Origin of the sequence: Alysiella filiformis, from assembly GCF_014054525.1 — a bacterium.
In the GTDB taxonomy this organism is placed as follows: domain Bacteria; phylum Pseudomonadota; class Gammaproteobacteria; order Burkholderiales; family Neisseriaceae; genus Simonsiella; species Simonsiella filiformis.
Window position 1 is genome coordinate 45,079 of the sequence record NZ_CP059564.1, and the last position, 23,338, is coordinate 68,416.

The following is a 23,338-nucleotide window of genomic DNA, read 5'->3' on the forward strand; positions in this document are numbered from 1 at the left end:
TTTCTAACCCCCACCCCAGCCCTCCCCCTTACATAGGGGGAGGGGGCAGGTTTGTGGTAATATCAAAAAATGTCGTGTACTGAAAAGCTGCCTGAAAACCCATCATCACCATCGTAAAGGAATTTTATTATGTTAAATCAATCGATTCGTGCCATGGTTGTGGCATTGGCTTTGGCGGGCAGCGTTCAGGCTGCTGCGGCAGAAATCAAAGCCTTAAACCGCATTGTTGCCGAAGTCAATGGCAACATCATCACTTATGGCGAAATGGAACGCGCCGCCAAAACCCTAGCCAGCAGCAGCGACATGACAGGCGTGGCACCCGCCCAACTGCTTGAAGCCGCCAAACAAAGTTTGGTAGAACGCATTTTGCTGGTTGATGCCGCCACCAAAGAAAACCTGCGCGTGAGCGAAGCACAAATTGACAATGAATTGAATCGCCGCGCTGCCTTAAATCGCACCACCGTGCCAGCTTTGTATCAACAGGCAGCACGTTTGGGCTTTTCGCAAAAAAATTATCGCATTGAAGTGGCAAAAGATTTGCTGATGGAGCACATGCAAGCCAAAATTTTGGACGACATCAATGTGAGCGACACCGACATCAACAACTACATCAACAAAGCCCAACAAAACGGCACGCCCCTGCCACAAGGCAGCCCCTACACGGTTTACACCATACGCCGCATTGTGCTGAATGTGAACAAAAACAACACCGACACCGCCGTGGGCAACCGCATGCGTCAAATTGTTACCGCCGTGCAACAGGGTGCGGATTTTGGCGAGATGGCAAAGCGTTTTTCACAAGAAGCAGCCGCAGCCAATGGCGGCATTCAGGAAGTAACCGAACACAGTGAACCGCAACGTGTGGCGCATTTCTTAAAAACCATGAATGTGAACGAAGCCACCGTACCCATTCAAGGCAGCCAAAACTGGCAAGTGTTTCAATTATTGGGCAAACGCACCGAAACCAATCCCGATAAAATCCAGCGCGAAGCCGTTCGCGTGCGCCTGTTGCGCCAAGAGCAGCAAAAGGCACAGCAGCAATTTGTGGGACAATTACAGCAAAATATGGTAATTCGCGAATATTAAGAACAGGTTATCAACCACCTCCTTTCAGGCTGCCTGATTTCAGGCAGCCTGAAACTTTTGCAAAACTCAATTCATAGGGGCAGATTTCATATCTGCCCTTTTTTCAATTTATTGATAACGCGATTTCGGGATAAAAGTGATTAATCAATTTAAGTCACTTTGCCCCCTCTCCCTATGGGAGAGGGCTGGGGAGAGGGTATGCCGCTTAACAAGCCCTCTCTCCAACGCTTTCCCATAGGGAGAGAGAGCAGGTTTGTTGGCAAATTGACAGTTACTTATCCCGAGTTCACGTTATTGATAAAAATAAAAATTTCTGCAATTCTAAACAGGGCGGATATGAAATCCGCCCCTACGTCAGCTTGCAAGTGGGTTTTGCAAAAGTTTCAGCCTTTGCATTTTTTTACATAAAAATGCGTTTAGAGTATATTGTCGTGCCTGATGTGAATCTTTTACAATGGAGCGCAAATTCTATTTGCACCGCAAATGGAATTTTCATTTTTTGGTATTTATCATAGAACCTGTATTCATAAGATTGATGGCTTGATTTTATGGATAATTCTTGCGAATACAAGGCGGCTTTTTATGCCAATAGCGAGACGATTGGCGTGAAAAGCCAACGCAGTAGGTGCATGAAGTAGCGACAAAAGCAAGCCATTCAGATTGTGAATACAGGTTCATACATATAGAGGAAAATCATGCGTTTTCAATCAACTGTGAAACCACTGGCATTTGTGGTGCTGGTGGCAATGGGTTCAAGCCACGCTTGGGCATCGGGCTACCATTTTGGTACACAATCGGTAACGGCTCAAAGCACCGCCAATGCCGCAGGCGCAGAAGCCGCCGATGCCACCACCATTTTTACCAACCCCGCAGGTTTGAGCAAACTGGACAGCCACCAAATCACGGGCGCGGTCAATGCGGTTATGCCCACCATTGAATACAGCAATGCCCAAGCCAATCACATTGGCACCGAACGTTTGCCCACAGGCGCGGTTGCCGTTTCAGGCAGCACCAGTGGCAAAATCACCAAAAATACGGTGGTTGCCCCCCATGTGTATGGCGCATACAAATTGAGTGATGATGTTACTTTGGGTTTGGGCGTGTATGTGCCATTTGGCTCGGAAACCGAATACCAAAAAGATTCGGTGTTGCGCTACAACATGAATCGCTTGGGTTTGAAAACCATTGCGATTGAACCCACCATCGCCTTTAAAGCCAATGAGCAACACGCATTTGGCGTGGGCGTGGTGGCGCAACACACTTCCGCCAAATTGCGTAAATACGCCGACTGGGGCACAGCCAGCGCATTGACTGCCGCCAATGCCGTTGCCCAAGCCCGCGCCAATTTGGCAAGCGCACAAGCCTCGGGCGATGCCACCGCGATTGTGGCGGCAGGTCAAGCCTTGCAAGCGGCAGGTTCGGCTTATCAGGCAGCCGCCGCCAATGTGGGCAAAGTGGAAGGCTATGCCAAATTAAAAGGCGATGATTGGGGCGTGGGCTACCATTTGGGCTATTTGTACGACATCAACGACAAAGCGCGTGTGGGCATCAACTACCGTTCCAAAGTCAAACACAAATTGGAAGGCACTGCAAATTGGCAATCCGATTCGCTGCCTGCAAGCGTGTTGGCGCAATTTGACGCAGCAGGCTACAAAGCCAGCGAAAAAGCCAGAGTGGAAATCATCACACCCGAATCCGCCTCGCTGCAAGGCATGTACCGCGCCAGCGACCGCGTGAATCTGTTTGGCGATGTAACATGGACACGCCACAGCCGTTTCAAAGAAGCCAATTTATTGTTTGAAAACAAGAAAAATGGCACGCGCGACACCACCACCATCACCCCAAATTGGCGCAACACCTATCGCGTGGCATTGGGTGGTTCTTACCAACACAGCGAACCTTTGCAACTGCGTGCAGGTGTGGCATTTGACCAAAGCCCCGTTCGCAACGCCAGCTACCGCATGAACACCCTGCCCGATGGCAACCGCGTGTGGTTTTCGCTGGGCGGCAAATACAGCTTTAAGAAACGCCACGAAATTGATTTGGCATACAGCCACATTCACATCAACGACACCCGCAACAGCAGCGCGGCTGCCGATTTGACCAACATCAAAAGTGTGGATACCAAAGGTGCCTCGTCTGCCAATTTCAAAAATTATGCCAATATTGTGGGCGCACAATACACCTATCGCTTTAAATAATGCCATTTAAAGCAAAACAGGCTGCCTGAAACCTTTCAGGCAGCCTTAAACTTTTGCAAAACTCAATTCGTAGGGGCAGATTTCATATCTGCCCTTTTTTCAATTTATTGATAACGCGATTTCGGAATAAAAGTGATTGATAAATTTAAGTCACTTTGCTCCCTCTCCCTGTGGGAGAGGGCTGGGGAGAGGGTATGCTGCTCAACAAGCCCTCTCTCCAACGCTTTCCCATAGGGAGAGAGGGCTGGTTTGTTGGCAAATTGACAGTGATTTATCCCGAGTTCACGTTATTGATAAAAATAAAAATTTCTGCAATTCTAAACAGGGCAGATATGAAATCTGCCCCTACAAACCGAGTTTTGCAAAAGTTTCAGCCTGTTGCCGCATTCACACATCAATATCTTGCCATGTTAAACCGAATTTTGCCAAATATTTGCGTAAGCGGTCGCTGTCGTTGGGCTTGGCTTTTGCCAAACGCGATACGCCAAACAAAGCCCGCCCAGCGTCTGCCAAATTTTTGTGTTGGCGACACACCGCCAGCACATTTGCCAACTGCATTTTGTCAAATTCGTCCCATTGTGCCGCGTTCACTTTTTCAGGCAGCCTGAAATGCGTTTTTTGCGGATTTTCAACATCTTGCCACAAATATTTCAACCGCTCAATTTCCGCTTGCACCAATTCCAGCGAAATGCGTCCCTGCGGTGCCAGCGTTGCCAAACGCATGATGCTCGCCGCCAAATCACGAAAATTGCCACGCCAAAGTGCCTGTTCGGAAAGCGCAAAATCCAAATACGCCGCCTGCGCCTCACGATTAAAGCGCGTGGCACGCCCCAATTCCTGCGACACCAACGCCAGTTGATGCACAATATTCGGCTCAATGTCTTCGCGCCGCTCGCACAGGCTGGGCAGACGATAATGCCAAATATTGATGCGCGCAAACAAATCTTCCCGAAACCGCCCTGCCCGCACTTCGTGGCGCAAATCGCGGTTGGTGCCCGCAATCAGTTGAAACGATGAGCTGACTTCGCTGTCGCTGCCCACAGGATAAAAGCGTTTTTCTTCAATGGCTTTGAGCAACATGGCTTGTTCGTCCAAGCCCAATTCGCCAATTTCATCCAAAAACAACACGCCTTGGTCGGCGGTTTTCAGCCAGCCATCGCGTTTGTCGGCTGCGCCTGTGAATGCGCCTTTTTTGTGTCCAAACAAGGCACTGGCAGCCCCATCGCCACGCAAAACCGCACAATTCACATCAACAAAGCTGCCTGAAACCCAATGCCGCGCCTTTTTCAATTCATAAATGCGCCGTGCCAACATGGATTTGCCCGCGCCCGTTGCACCGCTCAACAAAATCGGCGATGGCGAATTGAGTGCCACCTGTTCAATTTCAGCAATCATTTGATTAAACTGCGGATTTTGGGTAGAAATGCCGCTTTTCAAATACAAAACCGCGTCATCGCGCACCGCCGCCAAACGTTGCGCCAAAGCATCGTATCGCGCCAAATCCAAATCAATGATTTCAATCGCGCCCACATCGCCTGTGTCCATGCTTTTATTCTGATTTTTTGGGGGAGACGTTTGCAGCAGCACAGACGGAATTTGCCGACTTTCCACCAGCAAAAACAAGCAAATTTGGGCAACGTGTGTGCCTGTTGTGATGTGGGTCAGATAGTTTTCATTATCCAAATCAAAATGATAAGCAGACGACCAATCGTGTAAAGCGGTGTACACTTCACTGAAATCCCACGGATTTGCCAATTCAAGCGGCACAAAATTGACTTCGGTTTCGGGCGAAACCTGCTGAATGTCCGCCCGAACCTGTTTTGCCAAGCCCCAAAATTTTTCCTGAATAAACAATTCCATGCGATGTATGTGAAAATCATCGCGCTGATTCATGGCGATATTGGGTCGCCATTTGCGCCAACGCCCATCACCACGACTTTGCACCGCGTCCAGCACCGTCCCCAAAAATCCGATGACGACATTTTGTTTTTTCATTTTTTTATCAAAAATTTATCAAATTCAGATGATTGTTTGGTTTCAAAACCATTGGGGGTTTTTACAATCAAGAAAATCGCCAATTTTTCGCGTTCCGCCACGCGCAAGGCTTCGGTTTCGCCCAACACATACAAGCCCGTTGCCAAGCCATCTGCCGTCATGGTGTTGTCTGCCACCACGCTGATGGAGGCGAGATTGTGGCTAATCGGCTGCTGCGTTTTGGGATTGATGATGTGCGACAAGCGTTTGCCGCTTTCATCGGTGTGAAAATTGCGGTAATCGCCCGAAGTTGCCAAAGCGCGATTGTCCAAAGCCACCACCACTTGACTGTTTTGCTGTTGCGCCAAACTGGGCTGTTCAATGCCAACTGCCCATGTTTTTCCTTGAATATTCTTGCCTTTACCGCGCAATTCGCCACCAATTTCCACCAAATAATCTGCCACGCCCAAGCTGTCCAAATGCTGCGCCACTTTGTCTACGCCGAAACCTTTGGCGATTGCCGACAAATCCACATACACGCCGTCCACCGTTTTGCCCAAAGTGGCTTTGGCGTTTTCAGGCTGCCTGAAAAGCAGTTTGTCCAAGCCAACCATTTGATTGGCTTTGGCTAATTCTGCTGGCGTGGGCGATTTGTTCACGCTTTTGTCTGCGCCAAAGCCCCACAAATTGACCAAAGCCCCCACGGTAACGTCCAATGCGCCTTCGGTTACGCCATTCAAGCGTATGGCTTCTGCCAACACGGTGGCAAAATCGGCAGAAATCGGCATGGCATTTGCGCTGGCAGGCATTTGGTTAAATTGGCTGATTTCGGAATTTTTGTCATAAGTGGACATTTGCCGATTCACTTCTTTCAATAAATCGTCAATTTGTTGCTGCACCGTGTGGCTTTCAGGCAGCTTTTGATGGGGCTGCGCGATGTATTTGACGGTGTAAGTCGTCCCCATGGTTTTGCCGTTGAGCGTGGTCATTTCGGCTTGGGGTTGCGGTTGGCAGGCAATCAGCACAGTGCTGGCGATTGCTGCGAAAAAAAGTTTAAGTTTTTGTTTCATGATTGATGAATTTCAAAATAATACAAGGGTGCAATTTATTGCACCGTTCTCCTTATACAACACGACCAAAAACGTTCATTTTGTCGTGTACTTTTCAGGCTGCCTGAAAACAAAAACAGGGAAAAGCAAACCACTTTTCCCCATTTTTTCTTTTCAGGCTGTCTGAATTTAGCCGCCAAAATCGTCCAACAAGATGTTTTCGTCTTCCACGCCCAAATCTTTGAGCATTTTAATCACAGACGCATTCATAATCGGTGGACCACACATATAAAATTCACAATCTTCTGGGGCTTCATGATTTTTCAGATGATTTTCATAAACCACATTGTGAATGAAACCCGTGTAGCCGTCCCAATTATCATCAGGTTGAGGGTCGGATAAGGCAACGTGCCATTTGAAATTGGGAAATTCTGCCGCAAGCTGGTCAAAATCTTCCACATAAAACATTTCGCGTTTGGAACGTGCGCCATACCAGAACGTGATTTTGCGTTTGGATTTCAAACGTTTAAGCTGGTCAAAAATGTGCGAACGCATCGGTGCCATACCTGCACCACCACCAATGAACACCATTTCCGCGTCCGTGTCTTTGGCAAAAAATTCTCCAAAAGGTCCTGAAATCGTTACCTTATCGCCCGCTTTCAAAGACCAAATGTAAGACGACATTTGCCCTGGTGGTACATCGGGATTATTGGGTGGTGGCGTGGCAATGCGCACGTTGAGCATGATAATCCCCTTTTCTTCGGGATACGATGCCATGGAATAGGCACGGATAATCGGCTCATCCACTTTGGATTCATAACGCCACAAATTGAATTTGTTCCAATCTTCGTGATATTCTTCTGGAATATCATAATCTTGGTATTTAACCGTGTGCGCTGGGGCTTCAATTTGAATGTAGCCACCTGCACGGAATGGCACTTCCTCGCCTTCGGGAATCGCCAGTTTCAACTCTTTGATGAAAGTCGCTTTGTTGTCGTTGGAAATGACGGTACATTCCCATTTTTTCACGCCAAACACTTCTTCTGACACTTCCACTTCCATGTCGCTTTTCACGTTTACTTGGCAAGACAAACGGCAACCTTCGGCGGCTTCACGTTTACTGATGTGCGACAATTCGGTGGGCAAAATGTCGCCGCCACCGCTTTTCACTTTCACTTTGCATTGACCGCAAGAGCCACCACCGCCACAAGCCGATGACACAAAAATGCCTTTGCTCGCCAAAGCACCCAACAATTTACCGCCAGCAGGCAGGGTAATTGCCTTTTCGGGGTCGTTGTTGATGTTGATGGTGATGTCGCCCGAATTGACCAATTTGGCTTTGGCAAACAAAATCATCAATGCCAACACCACAATCAGCACGGTAAACATCACAATGCCTAAAATAATTTCCATTGAATTTTCTCCCAAAATAAGGATTTTTGGTGTTTCAGCCTGCCTGAAAGGTTAGCCCCCTTTACCCCTCCCCTGCTTGCGGGGGAGGGCTGGGGTGGGGGAAGTTACTGCACAAACAAAATGATTGCGTTAAATGCGAAGGTCTAACCCCCACCCTAACCCTCCCCCTTCATAGGGGGAGGGACAAAATCGTGGCACGTTGCCATTTTCAGGCAGCCTGAAAAGCCATTTTCCCTTATTTTACAACTGAATACCCGAAAACGACATAAAGCCCAAAGCCATCAAGCCGCCACTGATAAAGGTAATGCCCAAACCGCGCAAGCCTTTTGGCACATCGGCGTATTTCAATTTTTCGGTGATGCCTGCCAAAGCAACAATCGCCAACATCCAGCCCAAGCCCGCGCCCACGCCATACACGGCAGATTCCACAAAGCCATAATCGCGTTGCACCATAAACGATACACCACCAAAAATCGCACAGTTTACCGTGATGAGCGGCAAGAAAATGCCCAAAGCGTTATAAAGTGCAGGGAAATATTTGTCCAAAATCATTTCCAAAATCTGCACAATCGCGGCAATCACACCAATGAATGTGATGAATTTCAAAAACGACAAATCCACACCTTGTGCCAACGCGCTGTCTTTCAACACCAGCGAATACACCAACTGGTTGGCTGGCACCGAAATTGCCAACACCACCGTTACCGCCACGCCCAAACCAAATGCGGTGGAAATTTTCTTGGACACCGCCAAAAAGGTACACATGCCCAAGAAAAACGACAATGCCATATTTTCAATAAACACGGCTTTAACAAAAATGCTCAATAATTGTTCCATGTTTATTTCTCCGCTTGTTCAGGTTTCCAAGTGCGTAATCCCCACACCAAAAAACCGATGATGAAAAACGCACTGGGCGCAAGCAAAAACAAACCATTGGCTTGATACCAACCGCCATTTTGCACGGTTTGGAAAATTTCAATGCCAAACCATTTGCCCGAACCCACCAATTCACGAATGCTGGCAACAATCATCAACATCATGCCATAGCCCAAGCCTTGACCCAAGCCATCTACAAAACTTTCCACAGGTGGCTCTTTCATGGCAAAGGCTTCGGCACGACCCATGACAATGCAGTTTGTGATGATTAAGCCCACAAAAACAGACAGTTGCTTGGACAATTCATACGCAAAGGCTTGCAAAACTTGGTCCACCAACGTTACCAAAGACGCGATAATCGCCATTTGCACGATAATGCGTATGCTGTTGGGAATGTAGTTGCGAATCAATGAGATGAAAAAGCTGGAACAGCCCGTAACCAACGCCACCGAAATGCCCATAACCACCGCCGTTTTCATTTGCGTGGTTACAGCCAGCGCGGAACACACGCCCAACACTTGCAAGGCAATGGGGTTGTTTTTAATAAAAGGCGAAAAGAATAATTCTTTCAATCGTTTGGAATCAGCCATTATTTTGCTCCTGCCTTAATTTTGTTCAAATAAGGGGCGTAACCGTTTTCGCTGAACCAGTATTTGAAGGAGTTGTTCACGCCTTTGCTGGTCATGGTTGCGCCTGATAAGCCATCTACGCCGTGTGCTTGGTCGGCTGATGCGCCTTTGCCCACTTTAATTGCCACTTCGCCATTGTCGGCATACAATTTTTTGCCAACAAAATTCTTTTGCCACAATGGGTTGGCAATTTCCCCACCCAAACCTGCGGTTTCGCCTTGTTCGTAGTAGGTGATGCCGTTGATGGTGTTGCCATCGGCTTGCACCGCCACAAAACCATACATGATGGACCACAAGCCACTGCCGTGCATGGGCAACACGATTTGTTCCACTTTGCCGCTCTCGTCTTTAATCAAAAAGACTTCTGCATATTTGGCGCGACTTTGAATATTGGCAATGTCTTGGTCTTTGGGAATGACCACGTTTTGTTTGGGGTCTTTGGCGGCGGCGCGCGCGTCAAAATCTTTCACGTCCACATAATCGCCCGTTGCCAAATCCACCACGCGCGGCTCCACGCGTTGGGCGTAAATTTGCTTAATATCGGCATTCAGGCTGCCTGAAAGCAAACCTGCTGCCTGTAAAATGTTTTTCTGTTTGTCCAACAATTTCTTTTCGTTTTGTGTGGGTTTCAAGCCAACCGCCGCGCCTGCCACCACCACCGAACAAACCAAACTAATCGCCAACACAATGCCCATTGTGCCGCCGAAACTGTCTTTATCAAATTTAGCCATGACGTGCCTTTCTGCGTTTGATGTTGGCGCGAACCACCAAATTGTCAAAAATCGGAGCAAACAAGTTGGCAAACAAAATCGCCAACATCATGCCTTCGGGATAGGCGGGATTGACCACGCGAATCAACACGCACATCACGCCAATCAATGCGCCATACCACCATTTGCCCACATTGGTAAAGGCGGCAGACACGGGGTCGGTTGCCATAAAAATCATGCCAATGGCAAAGCCGCCCAACACCAAATGCCAATACCAAGGCATGGCAAACATGGGGTTGGTTTGCGAATCAATCGCGTTAAACAGCAAAGAAGTTGCCACCATGCCCAACATCACGCCAGCAATAATGCGCCAAGACGCAATGCGCGTGAATACGATGAACGCCCCACCAATCAACAACATCAAGGTGGACACTTCGCCCACCGAACCAGGGATATTGCCGATGAATGCGTCCATCCAAGTAATGGGTGCGCCTGTGATGGTGTTTTTTAAGCCAGCCGCGCCTTCGCTTGCCCATTGCGACAAGGCGGTTGCGCCTGAAAAGCCGTCCACAGCCGTCCAAACTTTATCGCCTGAAATTTGTGCGGGGTAAGCAAAAAACAAAAAGGCGCGTCCTGCCAAAGCGGGGTTCATGAAGTTTTTGCCTGTGCCGCCAAACACTTCTTTTGCCACCACCACGCCAAATGTGATGCCCAAAGCGGCTTGCCACAAAGGCAAAGTGGGCGGCACAATCAGCGCAAACAAAATGGACGTAACGAAAAAGCCTTCGTTGATTTCATGCTTGCGGACTGTGGCGAACAACACTTCCCAAAAACCGCCCACAATGAACACGGTCAAATAAATTGGCACAAAGAAAATCGCACCCAACAGCATTTTGCTGAACCAGCCTGCGCTGGCGGTTAAATTCACGCCAATCGCGTTTGCCAAAGCAAAATGCCAATTATTGGCGATGTTGGCTTGCAACAAATCCAAATGGTTGGCTGCCTGAATGGATTGCGCCCCCACATTGTACATGCCATAAAACATGGCAGGAAACAATGCCAACCACACCAAAATCATCATGCGTTTGCTGTCCAAAGCATCGCGTACATGGCTGGCTTGGCGCGTTACCGTGCCTTGTGTGTAAAACACGGTGGCAACCGCCTCGTAAAGCGGATACCATTTTTCGTATTTTGCGCCTTTGTGAAACTGGGGTTCAATTTTTTCTAAAAAATGTTTCAAGCCCATGTTTAACCTTCTTTCTCAATCGTATTCAATACGTTACGCAACAGCGTGCCGTATTCGTATTTTCCTGGGCAAACAAAGCTGCACAATGCCAAATCTTCTTCGTCCAATTCCAAGCAACCCAAGGCTTGTGCGCTGTCGGTGTCGCCCACGATTAAGTCGCGCAACAATAATGTGGGCAACAAATCCAAAGGCATCACGCGTTCGTAAGTGCCAATCGGCACCATGGCGCGTTCGCCACCGTTTACGGCTGTGGTGAAATTGAACAATTTGTTTTTCAAAAAATGCCCCAATGTGGTGCGCGTAATCGTGAATTTTTCCGCACTTGGCACCACCCAACCGAGCAATTCTTTGGCGCGACCTTCTTCAATCACGGAAATTTGATTGTGGTAACGCCCCAAAAAGTCGTGTACGCCTGCGGCAATCGCGCCATTCAAAACCGAACCTGAAATGATGCGGTTTTCGCCACTTTTCAGGCTGCCTGAAACCAAATCGGACACTTTCGCGCCCCAAATGGTGCGGATTAAACGTGGCTGTTCCACCTGCGGCCCTGCCAGCGAAATGACGCGGCGGCAATCCAATTCGCCCGTTGTGAACAAATGCCCAATCGCCAACACATCTTGATAGCCGATGTGCCACACGGTTTTTTGGGCAGACACGGGTTCAATAAAATGAATGTGCGTGCCAACCAAACCTGCGGGGTGTACGCCACCAAATTCATGCACTTGCACATTGGCTGCCTGAACGCTGGGTAAAGTTGCACCTGCTTGTTTGCAAACGTGGATTTTGTTTTCGGTTAAACGGCTGATGGCGGTTAAACCGTTGATGAAATCGTCTGCGCGTTCATTGATGATTGCCACAGGATTGGCGGCGAGTGGATTGGTGTCCATCGCGTTCACAAAAATCGCTTTGGGCGTGCTGTTTGGCGCGGGGATTTTGCTGAATGGGCGTGTGCGGAAACTTGTCCACAAACCCGATTGCAACAACTGTTCGCGTACTTTTTCCGCGCTCAATTCGGCAATTTGGCTGCCTGAAAATGCGGCAAACGTGATTTGCTCATCGCCAGCCACATCAATCACAACCGCTTGCAACACGCGCTTTTCGCCACGATGAATCGCGCTGATTTTGCCCGATACGGGTGCGGTAAACACCACGCCCGCATTTTTCTTGTCTTCAAACAGCACTTGACCTTTTTTGACCGTGTCGCCCTCTTGGACTTTCATGGTCGGTTTCATGCCCATGTATTCTTCGCCCAACACGGCGACTTGGCGCGGCGGTGGGCTGTCGTGTATTGTGGCTTGGTCGGGTTTGCCAGCAATGGGCAAATCCAAGCCTTTTTTGATGTTAATCATGGTTGCGGTTCCGTGTAATTTTGAAACAAATCGCCCGATTTTAACCCAAATGGACATGGCTTACCATATTTTTACGGTTCAGGTGGGATTTATGGCATTTCAGGCAGCCTGAACGAATTTTTATGCCTACTTAATTATCAATACCAAAACACAAAATTTCCAAATGCAGTACAATATAATTCAATTAAAAACAACTAGATAAAAAACACCAATCACATTACATTAGCCATGCTTTCAAAGCAAACATCTCAACTTAAATTTTAAAAAGGAAAGTCATCATGGCTAAACAATACCGTAAACCCACAAATGAAGTTACCATTATTTATGGTGGTCGCAGCCCTGCTGGACGTGATACGCTTAATCCAAAAGATGTATTACCAAACGGTATGACAGCAAAACAACATTGTGAAAAATTGATTGCTGAACGCGGCGGCAAAGGGCATTTCATTGAAAAAAATTCTGAATTGGAAGATGTATGTATGTTGCACAGTTGCAGCTATTTTGGCGGCTGCTATGAAGCTGCCGAATACAGCTACCATTACGCACTTTGCACCGAAATTGAATTTACCGCCACACTCAATGGCAAAGCCACTACCGCCAAAGAACTGGCAGCCTTAAAAGGTGGCGAGCGTGTGATTATCACAGCCAATCAAGATGTCGCTTGGTCTGCCAACGACAATAAAAAATTGGAAAAAGTGGCAATTAACCCAACTACCTATTCATTTACCATGCCCAAAGTAGGCTCATTTACCATTAAAGCAACAGGAAAATGCGACCCGAAAGCGAGTAAAAGTGTTACGGTTGCAGTAAAAACAACCATTACATCGCCAGCACCCAAACCACAATTTCCCAAAGACAAATTCATTGATGAACTTTATAAAGCAATGGATGAATTTAGTATTAAAGAGAAAAATGACCGTGCTGCCTTTTTAGCAAATGTTGAACATGAAACTATGGGTTTTAAAAGTTTATCAGAAGGTCAAGGCTTAAAATACACATTCAAAAACTGGAAAACAATTAACAAAAATACAAAAAATTGGGCAGCACAAAAAGGGATGAATGCAGAAAGTGAATTTAACAAATTATCAGAACAAGATAAAATCAATATTATGTATCGCAATATGATTGGTAATAACAAACCAAATGATGGTTGGGAATTTCGTGGGCGCGGCGCAATTCAATTAACAGGTAGGGGAAATTATCAAGGATTTGCCAACTACGCCAAACGTCCTGATATCATGACTAATCCCAATTTAATTGCGACAGATATTATATTAGCTGCTCGTGCATCTGCATGGTTTTGGAAAAAAGGCTCACAAGCCAGCACATTAGCTTTAAAAGGTGATTTCAGAAAATCACGTTTAACAGTCAATCATGGACGAGGTATGGAAGAAACTTTAAACTTTATCAATCGATATCTTTCAGGTAAAGGTTCTATTCCACTTTATCGTTAAATAATACCAGTCAAAATCCAAGCTGTATTGTTTTAAATCATACGGCTTGGATTAAAAGATTTAAGGAAACATTTATGAAAAAATATTTATCACTTTTATTACTTGGCTTAACACCGTTTACCTTTGCCAAAGAAACCTTGGAATTTTTGTGCAACACCGACCACAATGGAAAAGTCAGCATCCACTCCACACCCCAAAAGTCCCATTATATTTACCGATTTTATAAAAATGGTAAATTAAAACTAACGATTAAGCACAATTATCAGCAAATTTTTCAAAACAGTTTAAATGAGAACCATATATCAATTATGCGTTTTCAAAATAACAATTATCAGTATTCCATTTATAACGCAGATTTTCGTTATGCAGGTGCTGATAATCCCGTAGCTGGCATTGAAATTACAACCCTAAATGATAAAGAATTCGTATCAAGATTAGCATGTATTAAAATTCATAAAAATTTTTCAAATATTCAATAATCACATCACTATTGGTTTAAAGAATACATTATCCTTGGTTACACAATATCAAAACAATAAAGGACAAATTCCATTATTAAAATAATCTAAAATACAAAAAAACAGTCCGAATATTCTCTTGATGAATTTCATTGATAATACTCGGATACAATCATGATTTCAACATTTATCTATAAAGCAAGTCCAATCATGCAAAAACACCTATCTCTTATTATTTTATGTTTTTTCTATGTATCACATACAGTGGTCATGCAAAAAATACAGATATGATAAAAATTCAAAATGATTTTCAGGCAGCCTGAAAAGCCAAAATGCGCTTTCAGGCAGCCTGAAACATTTGAAAAATCAAAATATTATTTTTGTTCTGCGCTGGCAGATTGTGCGCCAACATCGGGGCGTACACTCACATCTTCGCCAAAAAATTGTTCGCCCAATTTTTTCAATGTGCCGTCTGCTTTCAACTCGTTCATCACGCTGCTGATTTTGGCAAGGGCTTCATCATTGCCTTTGTTCATCACCAAGCCTGCGCCCAATTTTTCTTCGGCAGGGGTACGCCAAACGTATTTCAGACCTGCGTCAGGATTTTTCTTCAAATAATCCAGCAGCGACAATTCGTCATTGAGCGTAATGTCGGCGCGTTTTTGTTGCACATTCAGCAAGCCTTGCGCCATGGTGTCGGTATGCACCAAATCTGCGCCCATTTTTTTCGCCACTTCATCGTAATTGGAACCCAACATCACGGTGGTTTTCATGCCTTTGATGTCTTCCAATTTGGCGATGGGGGCGTGGTCGTTACGCGCGACTATCATTTTGCCGCTCCAACTGTATGGTTCGGCTTTGTCAAATTGGGCTTGGCGTTCGGGCGATGTGAGCGCAACTTGGTTTGCCACCAAATCAAAACGCCCTGCTTTTAAGCCTGCCATCATCGCGTCCCATGGGGTTTCTTTAAATTCCACTTTCACACCCAATTTGGCGGCAACGGCACGGGTTACTTCCACATCATAACCTGTTAAAGTGCCGTCCTTTTCGTGATAGGAAAAGGGGGCGTAAGTACCCATTGTGCCAACCAAAATGGTTTCTTTTTTGTTGATTTTTTCCATCAGGCTGCCTGTAAGGGCAACAGGAGCAGAGGCAGCTTGCGATGCTGCACCATCGGCTTGCGCGGCACTGGCTGTGCTGAGAGCAGGCGGATTGGTTTTTTGTTCGCTGGCACTGCCGTTTTGTTGTCCGCAAGCAGATAAAATCAACGCCAAGCTGGCACTCAACATCAGTTTTTTCAACATGATTGTTCTCCAAAAAAGTAAAAGGGAAAGATGATTGTAAAATAATGTTATCCGTTTACTAAAGATTTTTTGATTATTTTAAGATGGGTTTTGGCTACGCTGAACTTTGTTTCAGGCAGCCTGAAAACCGCTTTTTTAACCAATCACCGCAGGCAACCAATCCCATTTAATCAAAAACGGCACATGCACAATAATCAAACCCAACACCGCCGACACCAACAAAGCAGCATACCCCCCCTTCACACGATATGGCAAATTGGGGTGTTTTTTGCGAACCTGCCACGCCAAAGCCGCAGGCAGCACCACCGCATAAAACGCAAACATCTGCCCCGCATAACCCAAAGCCTTAATGAAACCTTCGGGGTAAAACAGCACAAACAACAACGATGGCAAAAAAGTCATCACAGACAAAACCAAACGATTCAAACGCTTATTGCAAGATTTAACCAGCAAATCGTCCAAACATTCCAGCAAACCCAATGCCACGCCCAAAAACGAAGTAATCAACGCCAATGCCGAAAACAACGCCACCGCCCCAGCCACCACATTGCTGCCCGTTACCACCCGAATCGCTTCCACCAAACCTTGCAAATTCGGTTTTTGTGTGATGATTTCGGTAAAAGTGGCTTGGCTCAAAACCCCATGTGTTGCCAGTTGCCACACAATGTAGCCCGCCAAAGTAATCAACGAACCCATCACCACCGAACCGCGCAACGCCGCCACATTGCCTTCCAAATAACGGTTTAAGCTGTGAATCGAACCGTGAAAACCAAACGATGTGAAAAACACAGGGCTGGCTGAAACCAACAAAGCATAATCCAAAGGCATTTCCAGCAAATAACCCAAAGACAATTTCGGCAACATCAACACCAGCACCAAAGCAAACGCCACCAACATCGCCACAAACAACAATCGGTTTACCGCGTCCACCACTTTGGTGCTAATCGCCACAAATCCCCCAAAAATCAAGGTAAACACCACCGCCGACACAATTTTTAAGCCATCGCCTGCGCTTTCCACACCCTGCAAATTTGCCACCTGTTGCGCCACAATGCCGCCACCACCCGCAATGTATGCCGCCAACAAAGCATACAAAAACACCAACAACACAATATTGGTTACAATTTTGCCCCATTTACCAAAATATTGTCCTGCCAACGTGCCAATGCTCGCCTCTGAATCGGTGGTTTGGAACACCTCCACAAACAACAAGGCACTGTATGTCAGCAAAAGCCACAGTGCCAATAACAAAATCACCGTCCATGTGAAACCAATGCCAGCCGAAGTCAGCGGCATTGCCAGCATACCCGCACCAATCATCGTGCCAGCAACCAATAATGTACTGCCCAATTTTTTGTTCATGATGATGCCACTCCTGTGTCCAAATTAAAGGTGGGGGCTTTTCAGGCAGCCTGAAAACCCATTTTCACCCCAAAATCCCAAATATACAGATACAAAAAGGGAACAGCCAGTCTATGCCACAACATTTTAACCAACTGCTCCCAAATTCATTTCAATTTAATTCAATCAAAACAATCATTTTGGCTCAAAACGCGAAGTAAAGAAACGCAACAACTTCGGTTCATAAACCATATTCAAACCCTTAATTTGGTCGCGTTTTTGATACAACTTGATGATGCCATCGGCAACATGGTCAAGATGAGCATAAGTGTAAACGCGGCGTGGAATGGTCAAACGCACCAATTCCAATTTGGGTTTGTGGTTTTCGCCCGTGATTTTATCACGCCCTGCCGACACAATACCACGCTCCATGCTGCGGACGCCTGATTCAATGTACAATTCTGCCGCCAAAGCCTGCGCGGGGAATTCTTCTTGACTCACATGGGGCAAGAAAGCGCGCGCGTCCAAAAACACCGCATGACCGCCAACGGGTTTCACAATCGGCACACCTGCGGCAGTCAATTTGTCTGCCAAATAACGGCATTGTGCAATGCGGTGTTCAATGTAGTGGAAATCCACCGATTCTTTGATGCCAATCGCCATGGCTTCCATGTCGCGTCCAGCCAAGCCACCGTAAGAGGGCATGCCTTCAAACAACACCACCAATTCGCAAGCCTGTTGATACAAATCATCGTCATTCAAACACAAGAAACCACCGATGTTGACCAAGCAGTCTTTTTTGCCACTCATGGTGCAACCGTCTGCATAGCTCATCATTTCTTTCAAAATTTCGGCGATGGTTTTGTCTTTGTATTCGGCTTCGCGTTCTTTGATGAAATAGGCGTTTTCCACGCAACGGGTTGCGTCAAACATCACTTTAATGCCATGTTGAGAACACAATGCCTTCACTTCACGCATGTTTTGCATGCTCACGGGCTGACCGCCAGCCAAATTCACGGTTACGGCTAAACAAATGTAGGGGATTTTGTCTGCGCCCACTTCGTCAATCAATTTTTGCAATTTGTTCAGGTCAATATTGCCTTTGAAGGGGATTTCAATTTGTGAATCGTGGGCTTCGTCAATGATGATGTCCACAAAAGTGGCGCCATTGCGTTCTTGGTGGGCGCGTGTGGTGGTGAAATACATATTACCGGGAACATAATCACCGTCTTTAATCATAATCATGGACAACAGGTTTTCTGCACCACGACCTTGGTGGGTTGGCACAACGTGTTTGAAACCATAATATTCACGAATCACTTCTTGCAAGTGATGGAAATTGCGGCTGCCTGCATAGGCTTCATCGCCAATCATCAAGCCAGCCCATTGTTTGTCGCTCATGGCGGTGGTGCCGCTGTCGGTGAGCAAGTCAATGTACACTTCGGCAGAATTGAGCAAGAACGTGTTGTAACCTGCTTTTTTCATGTATTCTTGACGTTGCTCGCGCGTGGTCATGGCGATGGGTTCAACTGCTTTGATTTTGTACGGTTCGGCTGGGTAATGACTCATGATAAAGCTCCTGTAAAGGATTGAATAAATGAGAAAAGGACGTTCAGGCAGCCTGAACAATGGGAAAAAACCGTTTACCAAAAATTACATTCGGTAACAAAATTTAAGTAATTGTATGCTTGAAAGCGACACCGTTGCAATATTTTTATCATCTTAAAAATCAAAAAGATGAAAATTTTTTTCGCCATCATCAATTTCAAAATGGGTTTATTTTCACATTGAAAATGCCAAAATTGGTGCAAATTCAGCACGATTTTTGCCATTTTCGCCTACATTGAGCTACATTGCATTTCAGGCAGCCTGAAATGCGAAAAATGCTAAAATCGCGTTTATTTTTGCGATTTTTCGGCTTATGAAATTTTCACGCACCCTGATTTTGTCTGTGTTTATCGTGGCAAGCTGCGGTTTGGCTTACGAGCTGATTATGGCGGCATTGGCAAGCTATTTGTTGGGCGACAGCATTTTTCAATATTCGTTTATCATTGGTTTGTATTTGTTTTCAATGGGGATTGGGGCGCACATCACGCGCTACATTTCAGACCAAGACACGCTCACACGGTTCATAGAAATTGAATTGCTGGTGGGTTTATTGGGTGGCATTTCTGCCTTGTTTTTGTTTGTGGCGTTTGGTTTTGCGGCTGCGCCATTTCGCACTTTGCTTTACGCGCTGGTTTTCATCATTGGCACGATAGTGGGCATGGAAATTCCGCTTGTGATGCGCGTACTCAATCATCAAGATATTGATTTTAAAGAAATCGTATCGCGTGTTTTGACTTTTGATTATTTGGGGGCATTGGCGGTATCGTTGTTGTTTCCGCTTGTGCTTGCGCCCAAATTGGGCATGGCGCGTTCGGCTTTGCTGTTTGGTTTGCTCAATGCGGCGGTGGCGTGGCTGACGGCACGGGTTTTCAGGCAGCATTTGCCCAATTTCAAATCATTGAATTTTCGTGCTTATTTTGTTTTGATGATGTTGTTGCTGGCATTTGTGTATGCCAACCGTTTGGTGTTTGCGGCAGAGCAGAAATATTTTGGCGACCCTGTGGTTTACGAAAGCCATTCGCCCTATCAACGCTTGGTGGTAACGCAATGGAAAGACGATATCCGATTGTACATTAACGGCAATTTGCAATTTTCATCGCGCGATGAAAAGCGTTATCACGAGGCGTTGGTCATTCCCGCCATGCAAATGGCAGCGCAACACCAGCGCGTGTTGATTTTGGGTGGCGGAGACGGCTTGGCAGCGCGTGAAGTGCTGAAATTCCCACAAGTTCAAAGCGTTACCCTGATTGACCTAGACCCTGAAATGACCCAAACCTTTCAGACTGCCCCCAAATTGACCGCGCTCAATCAAAACGCGCTCAACCACCCCAAAATGCGGATTATCAATGACGATGCCGCCCAATGGCTTGAAAAAAATCAAGAAAAATTTGATGTGATGATTGTGGATTTGCCCGACCCGTCCAATTTTGCGCTGGGCAAACTGTATTCCGTGCCGATGTATCGCTTGACGGCACGGCATTTGGCAGAAGGGGGCAAAATCGTGATTCAATCCACTTCGCCCTATTTTGCGCCCAATGCGTATTGGTCGGTGGTGGCGACTTTGGAGGCGGCAGGGCTGCACACCGCGCCCTATCACGCTTATGTACCCAGTTTTGGCGAATGGGGTTTTGTGCTGGCAAGCGCGAAAAACGATTTCAGGCTGCCTGAAAAAGTGGACGTTCCCAGCCATTTTCTCAACGCCACCACTTTGCGGCAAATGTTTGATTTTCCACCCGATATGGCACGGCGCAATGTGGAACCCAATTATTTGAACAACCAAAAATTGGTTGCCTATTTTGAGCAAGATTGGGCGGAAGTGATACGCTGAATTTTATCGTGCTGCCAACCTACCCCCTCCCCTGCTTGCGGGGGAGGGAACAGTTTACAGGCAACCTAAAAAATCATTCCTCATTCAAATCAAGCTGTTTCAATGCGTCAAATTTCGCTTTCATGGTTGGGTTTTTGCGTGTGAGTTTTTTCACGGTCAAATCATCGGCTTTGCGGTTTGCCAGCTCCAAATTGCGCTCAGACGACAACAATTCCGCTTTGGTTTTTTCCAACTCTTTGATACTTTTATCAATATGTTCAATGGCAGCCTGAAACTTGCGGCTTGCCAATTCATAATTGCGCGAAAAATTGGTTTTAAACTCGTCCAATTCATTTTCAAAATTGGTGATGTCAATGTTTTGCGCTTTCATTTTTTGCATTTCCTGCTTGTATTTCAAAGCCTTAAATGAAGTTGTACGCAAAATCGTAATCAAAGGAATGAAAAACTGCGGACGAATCACATACATTTTCTCGTATTCGTGCGACACGTCCACAATACCGCTATTATACAAGTCGTTATCGTTTTCCAGCAGCGACACCAGCACCGCATATTCACAATTTTTTTCGCGGCGGTCTTTGTCCAACTCTTTGAAAAAATGTTCATTTTTCTTTTTGGTGGCGGTGGCATCGTTTTCATTTTTCATTTCAAACATAATGGAAACGATTTCCGTGCCATTTTCGTCCAATTCACGGTAAATGTAATCGCCTTTGCTGCCTGAACGCGCGTCATTATCCTTATGAAACAAAGCATTGGGAAAAGCCGTTGCCCGAATTTGGTTGAACACAATTTCACAATGCTGCTCCAAACTTTCGCCCAGCATTTTGGTGGATTGTTTGGCTTTAAAATCTCGATAAAATTCAATGGCTTCATCTTTTTGTTTGAGCTGCATTTCATATTGTTGCTGCAAATTTTGTTTTGCCAACTCGTTTTGGGTTTTCTGCAATTCAAGTTGTGATTTTAAGTGATTGATTTCTTGTTCTTTTGCTGATTTATTTTCCAGCAACAGGTTTTGCGTTTCCATTTTGTGCAAATTCAATTTATTTTCAGAAAATTGCTTTATTTCACGCAATTCATTCTCTTTTTTCATCAATTCTTGTTCAAATTGTGCCGTCAAATTTTGTTGGAGCGCGGCAATTTGGCTGTCAAATTTTTCTTGCCAAGCGCGAAGTTCGGCATTTTTGGCGGCAATTTCTTGTTTTAATGCGGTTTCGGCTTGGTTCATTGCCAAGCGGCTTTCACTTTCGTGATTGGCAATTTGCGCTTGCAAATGAATGATTTGCTGCTCTTTTTCCGATAAGGCTGCCTGAAAATCGCGTTGGCTTTCGGCTTTCAACTGCAAAATGTGCTGTTCTTTTTCGTTTAAGGCTGCCTGAAAATGCTGTTGGTTTTGGGCGTGTTGTAATTGCAAATCGCTGTGGTATTTTTGTTCCAACTGTTTGATTTGTTTTTGCAATTCCAATTCAAATTCGCGTGTGCGAACCTGATTTTGAATGTCGGCATAGTGGTTTTCGTCTATGGTAAAGGCGGTGTGGCAATGGGGGCATTTGATGTCGTGCATGGTGTGTTTCTCGCAAAAATTCGTATTATTCACAAAAAAGGCTGCCTGAAAAAGCCATTTAACAAAAAAATATGATTTAAAAATCAGTCTATTTCAGTTAAAATAACGTTAAATTTTAAAAAAATCCATTTCCTAAAAACATGAACACCCGCCGCATTGCCCTGATTCCTGCCGCAGGCATTGGCAGCCGATTCGGTTCGGAATTGCCAAAACAATATGTTCAAATTGGCGAAAAAACCGTTTTGCAACATACCCTTGATGTGTTTGCCGCCAATGAGCGCATTGACCACATTGCCGTGGTCATTTCGCCCGATGACAGCTATTTTGATGTGCTGATTAACCTGCCACACAATGGCAGCGTACATCGCGTGGGTGGCAGCAGTCGCGCCCAAAGCGTGTTTAATGGCGTGAATGAATTGGTGGATTTGGGCATTGCCACCTTGTCCGACAGCATTTTGGTACACGATGCGGCACGGTGTTGCTTGCCCCAAACGGCACTCAATCGCCTGCTTGACCACACCGAACACAACTACAATGGCGGCATTTTGGCATTGCCTGTTGCCGATACGCTCAAACAGCAAAATGCCCACCAACACATTGCGCGTACCGTATCGCGCGTGGGCATGTGGCAAGCGCAAACGCCCCAATTATTTCAGGCAGCTTTGTTGCAACGCGCCTTGGCAAACGTGAATTTGAACCACATTACCGATGAAGCCAGCGCGGTGGAACAACTCGGCATATCGCCCATGCTGGTGGAAGGCGACAGCCGCAACATCAAACTCACACGCGCAGACGATGCGGCTTTGGTGGCATTTTTATTAACGCAAATGTGATTTCAGCCAGCCTGAAATCACCGAAAGACAATTTTGATAATGGACATCAATGAAATAGATTTGGGCATCGCGGTGGTCAGTGGCACCTTGGTGGGTTTTTTGTTGTTTTTTCTGATTATTTGGTTCATCATTCGCCGCTTGCTTGCCAAGCAAGAAAAACAATTGGGCTACCCCCATGTGCAAGAAAGTTTTGACGATTTTAAGTTATTGGTTTTTCTGCAACAAGATATTTTTGCCTTGCGGATTTATCGGCGTTTGTATCCCAAATCGCATTTATCCGAAGCCAAATACATGATGGACAAAGTGCGCGGCGAAGCCAAAGACAATCTGCAAGAAGCCGCCAATGAAGTGGCACAAAAAATTCAGGCAGCCCGCCGCAAAATCAAACCCAAACACATACACAACAAACAATAAAATCAAA

19 protein-coding genes are annotated in these 23,338 nt (G+C 46.0%); 7 read left to right on the plus strand and 12 right to left on the minus strand.

Going from position 1 to position 23,338, the window contains the following annotated elements; genetic code table 11:
- Positions 1-129 precede the first annotated feature (129 nt).
- Positions 130-1,086: a peptidylprolyl isomerase gene (locus H3L97_RS00330; RefSeq protein ID WP_097114025.1), complete on the plus strand. Its 957-nt coding sequence runs from the start codon at positions 130-132 to the stop codon at positions 1,084-1,086.
- A gap of 695 nt (positions 1,087-1,781) precedes the next feature.
- The gene (locus H3L97_RS00335; RefSeq protein WP_097114024.1) at positions 1,782-3,287 is read left to right on the plus strand and encodes an OmpP1/FadL family transporter; all 1,506 of its coding nucleotides are present in this window, start codon (positions 1,782-1,784) and stop codon (positions 3,285-3,287) included.
- Positions 3,288-3,674: 387 nt separating this feature from the next.
- Here the strand turns inward: H3L97_RS00335 and rtcR are convergent, their stop codons facing one another.
- The 8 genes from rtcR to H3L97_RS00375 form a co-directional block, all read right to left on the minus strand.
- Complete coding sequence (rtcR, locus tag H3L97_RS00340) at positions 3,675-5,282, minus strand: RNA repair transcriptional activator RtcR (protein ID WP_097114023.1); 1,608 nt, start codon at positions 5,280-5,282, stop codon at positions 3,675-3,677.
- Positions 5,279-6,331 carry an FAD:protein FMN transferase gene (locus tag H3L97_RS00345; protein ID WP_097114022.1) on the minus strand — a complete coding sequence of 351 codons (1,053 nt, stop codon included), beginning with the start codon at positions 6,329-6,331 and terminating at the stop codon, positions 5,279-5,281. Before H3L97_RS00345 ends, rtcR begins: the two co-directional genes overlap by 4 nt.
- A 168-nt stretch (positions 6,332-6,499) precedes the next feature.
- The gene (gene nqrF / locus H3L97_RS00350) at positions 6,500-7,723 is read right to left on the minus strand and encodes an NADH:ubiquinone reductase (Na(+)-transporting) subunit F (protein ID WP_097114021.1); all 1,224 of its coding nucleotides are present in this window, start codon (positions 7,721-7,723) and stop codon (positions 6,500-6,502) included.
- Between the two features lie 240 nt (positions 7,724-7,963).
- The gene (gene nqrE / locus H3L97_RS00355) at positions 7,964-8,560 is read right to left on the minus strand and encodes an NADH:ubiquinone reductase (Na(+)-transporting) subunit E (protein WP_097114020.1); all 597 of its coding nucleotides are present in this window, start codon (positions 8,558-8,560) and stop codon (positions 7,964-7,966) included.
- Positions 8,561-8,562: 2 nt separating this feature from the next.
- Positions 8,563-9,189 (minus strand): NADH:ubiquinone reductase (Na(+)-transporting) subunit D, encoded by a 627-nt coding sequence (locus H3L97_RS00360; protein ID WP_097114019.1) that lies wholly within the window; start codon positions 9,187-9,189, stop codon positions 8,563-8,565.
- On the minus strand, positions 9,189-9,959 hold the full coding sequence (locus H3L97_RS00365; RefSeq protein ID WP_097114018.1) for a Na(+)-translocating NADH-quinone reductase subunit C: 771 nt from the start codon (positions 9,957-9,959) through the stop codon (positions 9,189-9,191). Before H3L97_RS00365 ends, H3L97_RS00360 begins: the two co-directional genes overlap by 1 nt.
- Positions 9,952-11,184, minus strand: a complete 1,233-nt coding sequence (locus H3L97_RS00370) for an NADH:ubiquinone reductase (Na(+)-transporting) subunit B (RefSeq protein WP_097114017.1) — start codon at positions 11,182-11,184, stop codon at positions 9,952-9,954. Before H3L97_RS00370 ends, H3L97_RS00365 begins: the two co-directional genes overlap by 8 nt.
- A 2-nt stretch (positions 11,185-11,186) precedes the next feature.
- The gene (locus H3L97_RS00375) at positions 11,187-12,533 is read right to left on the minus strand and encodes a Na(+)-translocating NADH-quinone reductase subunit A (protein WP_097114016.1); all 1,347 of its coding nucleotides are present in this window, start codon (positions 12,531-12,533) and stop codon (positions 11,187-11,189) included.
- Positions 12,534-12,811: 278 nt separating this feature from the next.
- On the opposite strand from H3L97_RS00375, the gene H3L97_RS00380 reads away from it, so the two are divergent.
- A complete protein-coding gene (locus H3L97_RS00380; protein ID WP_097114015.1) occupies positions 12,812-13,987 on the plus strand; it encodes a glycoside hydrolase family 19 protein in 1,176 nt (391 codons plus the stop codon).
- Positions 13,988-14,061: 74 nt separating this feature from the next.
- Complete coding sequence (locus H3L97_RS00385; RefSeq protein WP_097114014.1) at positions 14,062-14,466, plus strand: hypothetical protein; 405 nt, start codon at positions 14,062-14,064, stop codon at positions 14,464-14,466.
- A 353-nt stretch (positions 14,467-14,819) separates the two neighbouring features.
- On the opposite strand, the gene H3L97_RS00390 is transcribed toward H3L97_RS00385, so the two are convergent.
- The 3 genes from H3L97_RS00390 to H3L97_RS00400 form a co-directional block, all read right to left on the minus strand.
- Positions 14,820-15,749 carry a transporter substrate-binding domain-containing protein gene (locus H3L97_RS00390; RefSeq protein ID WP_097114013.1) on the minus strand — a complete coding sequence of 310 codons (930 nt, stop codon included), beginning with the start codon at positions 15,747-15,749 and terminating at the stop codon, positions 14,820-14,822.
- Between the two features lie 135 nt (positions 15,750-15,884).
- On the minus strand, positions 15,885-17,111 hold the full coding sequence (locus H3L97_RS00395) for an aromatic amino acid transporter (RefSeq protein WP_097114012.1): 1,227 nt from the start codon (positions 17,109-17,111) through the stop codon (positions 15,885-15,887).
- Between the two features lie 174 nt (positions 17,112-17,285).
- Entirely contained in the window at positions 17,286-18,659 is a 1,374-nt protein-coding gene (locus H3L97_RS00400) for a tyrosine phenol-lyase (RefSeq protein ID WP_097114011.1), read from the minus strand.
- Between the two features lie 352 nt (positions 18,660-19,011).
- Here H3L97_RS00400 and H3L97_RS00405 point away from each other — a divergent pair, with 352 nt between their 5' ends.
- Positions 19,012-20,526 carry a polyamine aminopropyltransferase gene (locus tag H3L97_RS00405; RefSeq protein ID WP_097114009.1) on the plus strand — a complete coding sequence of 505 codons (1,515 nt, stop codon included), beginning with the start codon at positions 19,012-19,014 and terminating at the stop codon, positions 20,524-20,526.
- Between the two features lie 73 nt (positions 20,527-20,599).
- On the opposite strand, the gene H3L97_RS00410 is transcribed toward H3L97_RS00405, so the two are convergent.
- Positions 20,600-22,084, minus strand: coding sequence for a DUF2130 domain-containing protein (locus tag H3L97_RS00410; protein ID WP_097114008.1), 1,485 nt, complete (start codon positions 22,082-22,084; stop codon positions 20,600-20,602).
- 140 nt (positions 22,085-22,224) lie between these two features.
- Here H3L97_RS00410 and ispD point away from each other — a divergent pair, with 140 nt between their 5' ends.
- Both ispD and H3L97_RS00420 read left to right on the plus strand, forming a co-directional pair.
- A complete protein-coding gene (ispD, locus tag H3L97_RS00415; RefSeq protein WP_097114007.1) occupies positions 22,225-22,917 on the plus strand; it encodes a 2-C-methyl-D-erythritol 4-phosphate cytidylyltransferase in 693 nt (230 codons plus the stop codon).
- 39 nt (positions 22,918-22,956) lie between these two features.
- Positions 22,957-23,331 (plus strand): hypothetical protein, encoded by a 375-nt coding sequence (locus tag H3L97_RS00420; RefSeq protein WP_097114006.1) that lies wholly within the window; start codon positions 22,957-22,959, stop codon positions 23,329-23,331.
- Positions 23,332-23,338: the final 7 nt, after the last annotated feature.

Coding starts and splice junctions, on each gene's coding strand:
- H3L97_RS00330 (WP_097114025.1), top strand. CDS start 130: ATGTTAAATCAATCGATTCGTGCCATGGTTGTGGCATTGGCTTTGGCG.
- H3L97_RS00335 (WP_097114024.1), top strand. CDS start 1,782: ATGCGTTTTCAATCAACTGTGAAACCACTGGCATTTGTGGTGCTGGTG.
- rtcR (WP_097114023.1), bottom strand. CDS start 5,282: ATGAAAAAACAAAATGTCGTCATCGGATTTTTGGGGACGGTGCTGGAC.
- H3L97_RS00345 (WP_097114022.1), bottom strand. CDS start 6,331: ATGAAACAAAAACTTAAACTTTTTTTCGCAGCAATCGCCAGCACTGTG.
- nqrF (WP_097114021.1), bottom strand. CDS start 7,723: ATGGAAATTATTTTAGGCATTGTGATGTTTACCGTGCTGATTGTGGTG.
- nqrE (WP_097114020.1), bottom strand. CDS start 8,560: ATGGAACAATTATTGAGCATTTTTGTTAAAGCCGTGTTTATTGAAAAT.
- H3L97_RS00360 (WP_097114019.1), bottom strand. CDS start 9,189: ATGGCTGATTCCAAACGATTGAAAGAATTATTCTTTTCGCCTTTTATT.
- H3L97_RS00365 (WP_097114018.1), bottom strand. CDS start 9,959: ATGGCTAAATTTGATAAAGACAGTTTCGGCGGCACAATGGGCATTGTG.
- H3L97_RS00370 (WP_097114017.1), bottom strand. CDS start 11,184: ATGGGCTTGAAACATTTTTTAGAAAAAATTGAACCCCAGTTTCACAAA.
- H3L97_RS00375 (WP_097114016.1), bottom strand. CDS start 12,533: ATGATTAACATCAAAAAAGGCTTGGATTTGCCCATTGCTGGCAAACCC.
- H3L97_RS00380 (WP_097114015.1), top strand. CDS start 12,812: ATGGCTAAACAATACCGTAAACCCACAAATGAAGTTACCATTATTTAT.
- H3L97_RS00385 (WP_097114014.1), top strand. CDS start 14,062: ATGAAAAAATATTTATCACTTTTATTACTTGGCTTAACACCGTTTACC.
- H3L97_RS00390 (WP_097114013.1), bottom strand. CDS start 15,749: ATGTTGAAAAAACTGATGTTGAGTGCCAGCTTGGCGTTGATTTTATCT.
- H3L97_RS00395 (WP_097114012.1), bottom strand. CDS start 17,111: ATGAACAAAAAATTGGGCAGTACATTATTGGTTGCTGGCACGATGATT.
- H3L97_RS00400 (WP_097114011.1), bottom strand. CDS start 18,659: ATGAGTCATTACCCAGCCGAACCGTACAAAATCAAAGCAGTTGAACCC.
- H3L97_RS00405 (WP_097114009.1), top strand. CDS start 19,012: ATGAAATTTTCACGCACCCTGATTTTGTCTGTGTTTATCGTGGCAAGC.
- H3L97_RS00410 (WP_097114008.1), bottom strand. CDS start 22,084: ATGCACGACATCAAATGCCCCCATTGCCACACCGCCTTTACCATAGAC.
- ispD (WP_097114007.1), top strand. CDS start 22,225: ATGAACACCCGCCGCATTGCCCTGATTCCTGCCGCAGGCATTGGCAGC.
- H3L97_RS00420 (WP_097114006.1), top strand. CDS start 22,957: ATGGACATCAATGAAATAGATTTGGGCATCGCGGTGGTCAGTGGCACC.